This window comes from Bacillus lumedeiriae, from assembly GCF_044891285.1.
GTDB lineage: Bacteria > Bacillota > Bacilli > Bacillales > Domibacillaceae > Pseudobacillus > Pseudobacillus lumedeiriae.
Genome location: NZ_JAUIYO010000008.1, coordinates 117,477 through 123,913 on the forward strand (window position 1 = coordinate 117,477; position 6,437 = coordinate 123,913).

The 6,437-nt window shown below is 43.3% G+C and carries 5 protein-coding genes, 10 tRNA genes and 1 rRNA gene; all 16 read left to right on the plus strand.

Annotated features, from left to right (window positions below; all coding sequences use genetic code 11):
* Entirely contained in the window at positions 1-468 is a 468-nt protein-coding gene (gene rsbW / locus QYG89_RS11620; RefSeq protein WP_449727746.1) for an anti-sigma B factor RsbW, read from the plus strand.
* The gene (gene sigB, locus QYG89_RS11625; RefSeq protein WP_404317470.1) at positions 446-1,240 is read left to right on the plus strand and encodes an RNA polymerase sigma factor SigB; all 795 of its coding nucleotides are present in this window, start codon (positions 446-448) and stop codon (positions 1,238-1,240) included. The genes rsbW and sigB overlap by 23 nt, the downstream gene beginning before the upstream one ends.
* Positions 1,240-1,833: a PP2C family serine/threonine-protein phosphatase gene (locus tag QYG89_RS11630; RefSeq protein WP_404317472.1), complete on the plus strand. Its 594-nt coding sequence runs from the start codon at positions 1,240-1,242 to the stop codon at positions 1,831-1,833. Before sigB ends, QYG89_RS11630 begins: the two co-directional genes overlap by 1 nt.
* Positions 1,834-2,120: 287 nt before the next feature.
* Entirely contained in the window at positions 2,121-4,298 is a 2,178-nt protein-coding gene (locus QYG89_RS11635; protein WP_404317475.1) for a Tex family protein, read from the plus strand.
* Between the two features lie 21 nt (positions 4,299-4,319).
* Entirely contained in the window at positions 4,320-4,790 is a 471-nt protein-coding gene (locus tag QYG89_RS11640; protein ID WP_404317478.1) for a SprT family protein, read from the plus strand.
* A gap of 153 nt (positions 4,791-4,943) precedes the next feature.
* Positions 4,944-5,018: transfer RNA gene (locus QYG89_RS11645), tRNA-Asn, on the plus strand.
* Positions 5,019-5,026: 8 nt separating this feature from the next.
* A tRNA-Ser gene (locus tag QYG89_RS11650) sits at positions 5,027-5,119 on the plus strand.
* A 16-nt stretch (positions 5,120-5,135) separates the two neighbouring features.
* A tRNA-Glu gene (locus QYG89_RS11655) sits at positions 5,136-5,207 on the plus strand.
* Positions 5,208-5,229: 22 nt separating this feature from the next.
* Positions 5,230-5,304: transfer RNA gene (locus QYG89_RS11660), tRNA-Gln, on the plus strand.
* A 4-nt stretch (positions 5,305-5,308) separates the two neighbouring features.
* A tRNA-Lys gene (locus QYG89_RS11665) sits at positions 5,309-5,384 on the plus strand.
* Between the two features lie 4 nt (positions 5,385-5,388).
* A tRNA-Leu gene (locus tag QYG89_RS11670) sits at positions 5,389-5,470 on the plus strand.
* Between the two features lie 300 nt (positions 5,471-5,770).
* Positions 5,771-5,853: transfer RNA gene (locus tag QYG89_RS11675), tRNA-Leu, on the plus strand.
* 8 nt (positions 5,854-5,861) lie between these two features.
* Positions 5,862-5,938: transfer RNA gene (locus QYG89_RS11680), tRNA-Arg, on the plus strand.
* A gap of 27 nt (positions 5,939-5,965) precedes the next feature.
* A tRNA-Pro gene (locus tag QYG89_RS11685) sits at positions 5,966-6,039 on the plus strand.
* 19 nt (positions 6,040-6,058) lie between these two features.
* Positions 6,059-6,132 (plus strand) — tRNA-Gly (locus QYG89_RS11690).
* Between the two features lie 79 nt (positions 6,133-6,211).
* Positions 6,212-6,437, plus strand: a 16S ribosomal RNA gene (locus QYG89_RS11695); the annotation flags it as partial.

Below are 6,437 nucleotides of genomic sequence, written 5' to 3' on the forward strand. Positions count from 1 at the left end.
ATGGATGCGTTTGATTACATCGAAATGAAAATCCCTGCTAAACCGGAATTCGTGGGGGTTATTCGATTGACGCTCTCAGGAATTGCAAGCAGAATGGGTTTTACATATGATGCAATTGAAGATTTGAAGATAGCTACTAGTGAAGCAATTACTAATGCGGTTCAGCACGCTTATAATGGCGGTGAAACTGGAGAAGTAATTGTCGGCTTTGCTTTGTATGATAAGTGTTTGGAAGTAATGGTTTCTGATGAGGGAAAAAGCTTTAACTTCCATGAAACGAAAAAAGCGCTGGGACCTTATAAAGAGCATTCTGTTGAGTTTCTTCGCGAAGGAGGCTTAGGGCTATTTCTCATTGAAACGTTAATGGACGAGGTGAAAATTCATCAAAACGAGGGTGTTACTTTGTTTATGACAAAGTACCTTGAAGGAGAGCAGGTGGAGAGGGATGCAGAAACCATCTCAACCTAACGAGGACATGAAACATCAAACCGTTGAGTGGATTAAGGCATATCAGACAGAGAATGATCAAGAAGCTCAAGAGAATATAGTAAAGTATTATCGGGGATTAGTCGAATCCATCGCCCGCAAGTATTCAAAAGGAAGATCTTATCATGAGGACATCGCCCAGGTAGGGATGATGGGTCTTCTTGGGGCAATCAGAAGGTACGATGACTCCTATGGCAAAAGCTTTGAAGCGTTTGCCATTCCGACGATTGTTGGTGAGATAAAAAGGTTTTTGCGTGATAAAACGTGGAGTGTACACGTTCCAAGGCGGATTAAAGAAATCGGGCCAAAGATTAAAGCGACAGTAGAGGAATTGACTACGAGTCTGCAGCGGTCGCCCACAGTAGATGAAATTGCGCGTTGTTTAGATATTTCTGAGGAAGAAGTACTAGAAGCGATGGAAATGAGCAAAAGTTACCAAGCCTTGTCTATGGATCACTCAATCGAAGCAGATTCTGACGGCAGCACAGTGACGCTTCTTGATATTATCGGTCAGAAAGAACAAGGTTATGAAAAGGTAGATCAACGACTTATGCTTGAAAAAGCACTTCATGTATTGTCCGATCGCGAGCGGCAAATTATCCAGTATACGTATTTAGAAAACATGAGCCAAAAGGATGCTGGTGATAAGTTGAATATTTCTCAAATGCACGTATCCCGTCTGCAAAGAAGAGCGATTAAAAGGCTAAAAGAAGCCATTGACGCGGAAGCAGTCACATCGGAGCGGCCGGTTTAATGGGTTATCTTCAAAGTGAACGAGTAGAAATCTGTGCAAATCAATCAGCGAAAAACGGACAGCTATTTTGCGGGGATAGTTATTATGTCCATACGACGGATGATTATTTGATCTGTGTATTAGCAGATGGGCTCGGAAGTGGTGAATTCGCTTTTCATTCTTCATCCGCTGTAACGAAGATAGCAGAAGAACATCATCACGAATCGGTGGAGCGTTTAATGGATTTGAGCAACCATGCTCTTTACCAAAAGAGGGGAGCAGCCGTTGCCATTTTAAAAGTGTATTTTGATACAAATGAATTTGAATATAGCTGTGTCGGCAATCTGCGTTTTTATTTGTATACAGACGAGGGGAAGTTAACGTATCCATTGCCGGTTACCGGTTATTTATCGGGCCGTCCGCAAAAATACCGGACACAGCGCTTTACGTACGAAGCGAACTGCAAGTTTTTGCTTCATTCAGACGGAGTCAATCTTCTTAATGTGAAAACCATGATGAGAAACCGCTCTATTCAGCAGATCGCCTCCATTCTTGAAGAAGGAACAGCACAGTCTAACGATGATTGTACGTATATTATTGGAAGTCTGTTCTAGTAAGAACGCTGGCTGTTGATAAACGTTCGCTTTCTTCGTTGCACGCTTGCCTGCGGTGCTCATGACCCGTCCGGTCACTCTGCCCCTCGTCAAGCGTCGAGCCTTGAAAGACAAACGTTTTCAATCAGCCTGAGAGAATTTAACATAGAATTTTCTACAATTTAGGTCTGTTCTAATAAGAACAGGCTTTTTGTGTATTGTTTGGCACTTTTTATTCTGTGTGCTGCTAAACGGGCATGTATACTTTTGTTTTGATAAAATAGAGGATAGAAGAAGGAGGGATTCGTATGCTTGTGGAATCAATTTTTGACCGGGAAAGTTTAATTAAAAAAGCAGCCCAAGATGAGGGACTGGAAGTAAAGAAAGCGCGGGCGGTCATCGGTCTGCTTGAAGAGGGGAATACCGTACCTTTTATCGCCCGTTACCGGAAAGAGATGACTGGGGCGCTTGATGAGGTAGAAATTCAATCACTTATTAACCGCTGGGGATATTTACAAAACTTATCAGGACGCAAAGAAGAAGTTATTCGTCTTATTGAAGAACAAGGGAAATTAACAGAAGAGTTGAAAACGGCTATTTTACGTGCTGAGAAAATCCAGGCTGTAGAAGACTTATATCGTCCCTTTAAACAAAAGCGGCGGACGAAAGCGGCCATTGCCAAGGAAAAGGGATTGATGCCGCTTGCCCAGTGGCTGCTTGCCATGCCTTCTTCTCCTGTGAAAGAGGAAGCAGAGCGATACATATCCAATGAAAAAGGTATTGCTTCGGCGGAAGAAGCCATTGAAGGAGCCTTGCACATTATCGCTGAGCAGGCAGCCGATGAAGCTTCGATTCGTCAATGGATACGTGAAGAAACCTTCAAAAATGGTAAGATCCAGTCAACGGTTAAAAAAGAAGAGATGGACGAAAAGAACATATATGAAATGTATTATTCATATGAAGAGCCTGTTGCGAGAATTGTTCCGCATCGGGTATTGGCTTTGAATAGAGGAGAAAAAGAAGACATTATAAAAGTGAGCATTCAGACAGACCCGGAAAAAATGGTCCGGTATATGAGTAAAAGATATAAAGTGAATGACAAGGTCGAGGCTGGTGCATACGTGCAGCAAGCATTTCAAGACTCCTTCAAGCGTCTGATCCAGCCGTCAGTCGAGAGGGAGGTGCGTAATGAATTAACTGAAAAAGCAGAAGATCAGGCGATTCACATTTTCTCTGAAAACTTGAGAAAGCTGCTTCTTCAGCCGCCGTTAAAAGGAAAGGTTGTACTGGGAGTAGATCCAGCCTATCGGACGGGCTGTAAGCTTGCGGTAGTAGATGATACTGGGAAAATGCTATATATTGGTGTCATTTATCCGCACCCTCCGAAGGCTAAAAAGGAGGAAGCAGAGGCTGTTGTTCAGCAGATCTTACAAGAGTATGGTATAGAAATTATTGCAATCGGTAATGGAACAGCTTCACGAGAGACAGAACAGTTTATAGCTGATCTTATTAATAAGAGTCAATCACAGATTGCTTATGTGATTGTGAATGAAGCTGGAGCAAGTGTTTACTCTGCTTCTGAGACAGCGCGAGAGGAATTTCCTGATCTGCAGGTAGAAGAAAGAAGCGCCGTATCCATAGCGAGAAGATTGCAGGATCCTTTAGCGGAGCTGGTAAAAATCGATCCCAAATCAGTAGGGGTAGGGCAGTACCAGCACGATGTTTCACAGAAAAAGCTGAATGAATCTTTAACATTTGTGGTCGAAACAGCCGTGAACCAAGTCGGCGTCAATTTAAATACAGCATCTGCTTCGCTGCTGCAATATGTTGCTGGTTTAAATAAAACAGTAGCGAACAATATCGTTAAGTTTAGAGAAGAAAACGGCAAATTTATCAACCGTTCACAAGTGAAAAAAGTTCCCCGCCTCGGTTCGAAAACATATGAACAATGTATAGGGTTTTTAAGAATTGTTGATGGAAAGGAACCGTTGGATAGAACATCTATCCATCCCGAAAATTATTCAGAGGTGAAAAAACTGCTTCAAGGCATCGGTTGTACGACAGACGATGCTGGATCTGAAGTGTTGGCGGAGGCGCTTAACAAGCTGTCTGTAGAACGAGTGGCAGAAGAGGTGGGAATTGGTGTGCTCACAATGCAGGACATTATGGATGCTTTGCAAAGACCGGGGCGTGATCCACGTGACGAACTGCCGACGCCTCTTCTAAAGAAAGGTGTTATGAAGCTTGAAGATTTAAAGCCTGGGATGGAAATGCAGGGGACGGTCAGAAACGTTGTGGATTTCGGTGCATTCGTAGATATCGGAGTGAAAGAAGACGGACTTGTTCATATTTCTAAAATGAAAAAAGGGTTTGTTAAACATCCTCTTGACGTTACATCAGTTGGTGACATTGTAACTGTCTGGGTTGAACAAGTAGATGAGAAAAAAGGGAGAGTGTCCCTGACGATGATTGCGCCAGGAGAATAAGGGGGAAGGAGCAGCAGACGAATGAATGGTCAGGAGTTGCAGCTTCTTACTGAAAAAATATCTAGAGAATGGTTCGGCCGCCCGTTTCTTCATAAAGCAACGTTCAATACACGTTTGAAAACAACGGGCGGGCGTTATATACTGCAATCACATGATATAGAAGTAAATAAGAAATACTTTGAAGTTTACGGACAAGAAGAATTAGAAGGTATCATTAAACATGAGTTGTGCCATTATCATTTACATTTAGAAGGAAAAGGATATCGTCATCGTGACAAGGATTTCAGAGAACTGCTGCGGGCGGTGAAAGCACCTCGACACTGTACGCCGCTGACGGGTGCGGGTGTTAAAAGCTCAGCTCGTTTACTGATGTATCGATGTAATGACTGTCGCTTTGTGTATACACGCAAAAGAAAAATGGATACCATGCGTTATGTTTGCGGAAGATGTAAAGGAAGCATTACACTTGTGAAAGAGGAATCGGCGGAGTAAAATTAAAAATTGTTTTGCTGTGATTTTGTTGATCATTTAATAGAGCAAGGCATATAAAAGAATGAGTCAATATTTTTTATTTTATATTTCAAAAATGTTGACTCACGTTCTTTATTTTAATATAATACAAATTGTCGATAAAATCATTTTTATTCCGCAGTAGCTCAGTGGTAGAGCAATCGGCTGTTAACCGATCGGTCGCAAGTTCGAATCTTGCCTGCGGAGCCATATTTTATGGGGAAGTACTCAAGAGGCTGAAGAGGCGCCCCTGCTAAGGGTGTAGGTCGGTTTACTCCGGCGCGAGGGTTCAAATCCCTCCTTCTCCGCCATTTAAGAAACAAATGCGGCCCGTTGGTCAAGCGGTTAAGACACCGCCCTTTCACGGCGGTAACACGGGTTCGAATCCCGTACGGGTCATAGTTTTACTTTATATTGGTATTGGGCTATAGCCAAGCGGTAAGGCAACGGACTTTGACTCCGTCATGCGCTGGTTCGAATCCAGCTAGCCCAGCCATTTAGAGCCATTAGCTCAGTTGGTAGAGCATCTGACTTTTAATCAGAGGGTCGAAGGTTCGAGTCCTTCATGGCTCACCACTTTGCGGGTGTGGCGGAATTGGCAGACGCACCAGACTTAGGATCTGGCGCCGCGAGGCGTGGGGGTTCGACTCCCTTCACCCGCATTGATAAATGTCATCGGCGGCTTGTGTGAGGCAGGCTGTTTTTTTATTTGTATTATATATTAGAAAAGATAGATGGATAATTTATTTTGTTAAAAAATAGTTGACGAATCACTTAGATTACTTTAAAATGTTTTTAGTGACGTTGAGAGAAGATGAGACAACTCACTAGAAATAACGGCAATCTAATAGTTTTTTGCATACTTCATTAGCTTGTATTAAATAAGGTTGAAAAATATTCTTATAAAGTACTTGACTGAATTTAAAATATTTGTTAGTATATAATTCTGTTGCAAGATACATGCGGTCGTGGCGGAATGGCAGACGCGCTAGGTTGAGGGCCTAGTGGGGGCAACCCCGTGGAGGTTCAAGTCCTCTCGGCCGCATCATATTTGCGCCCGTAGCTCAATTGGATAGAGCGTTTGACTACGGATCAAAAGGTTAGGGGTTCGACTCCTCTCGGGCGCGCCACTATACATATTTCATTATTCATGAAAGCGGGAAGTAGCTCAGCTTGGTAGAGCACTTGGTTTGGGACCAAGGGGTCGCAGGTTCGAATCCTGTCTTCCCGATCTGTTATATTATTAATATGCGGGTGTAGTTTAATGGTAAAACCTCAGCCTTCCAAGCTGATGTCGTGGGTTCGATTCCCATCACCCGCTCCAAAATTGATCTTTGAAAACTGAACAAAATACATGCCAGTAAGTTAATTCTTATTTAAAACAATTGAGCAAGTCAAACATCTTTTTGGAGAGTTTGATCCTGGCTCAGGACGAACGCTGGCGGCGTGCCTAATACATGCAAGTCGAGCGGACTTGACTGGAGCTTGCTCCAGTTCAAGTCAGCGGCGGACGGGTGAGTAACACGTGGGTAACCTGCCTGTAAGACTGGGATAACTCCGGGAAACCGGGGCTAATACCGGATAACTTCTTTCTCCGCATGGAGAAAGATTGAAAGGCGGCTTCGGCTG

Coding starts and splice junctions, on each gene's coding strand:
- QYG89_RS11635 (WP_404317475.1), top strand. CDS start 2,121: ATGCTTGTGGAATCAATTTTTGACCGGGAAAGTTTAATTAAAAAAGCA.
- sigB (WP_404317470.1), top strand. CDS start 446: ATGCAGAAACCATCTCAACCTAACGAGGACATGAAACATCAAACCGTT.
- rsbW (WP_449727746.1), top strand. CDS start 1: ATGGATGCGTTTGATTACATCGAAATGAAAATCCCTGCTAAACCGGAA.
- QYG89_RS11630 (WP_404317472.1), top strand. CDS start 1,240: ATGGGTTATCTTCAAAGTGAACGAGTAGAAATCTGTGCAAATCAATCA.
- QYG89_RS11640 (WP_404317478.1), top strand. CDS start 4,320: ATGAATGGTCAGGAGTTGCAGCTTCTTACTGAAAAAATATCTAGAGAA.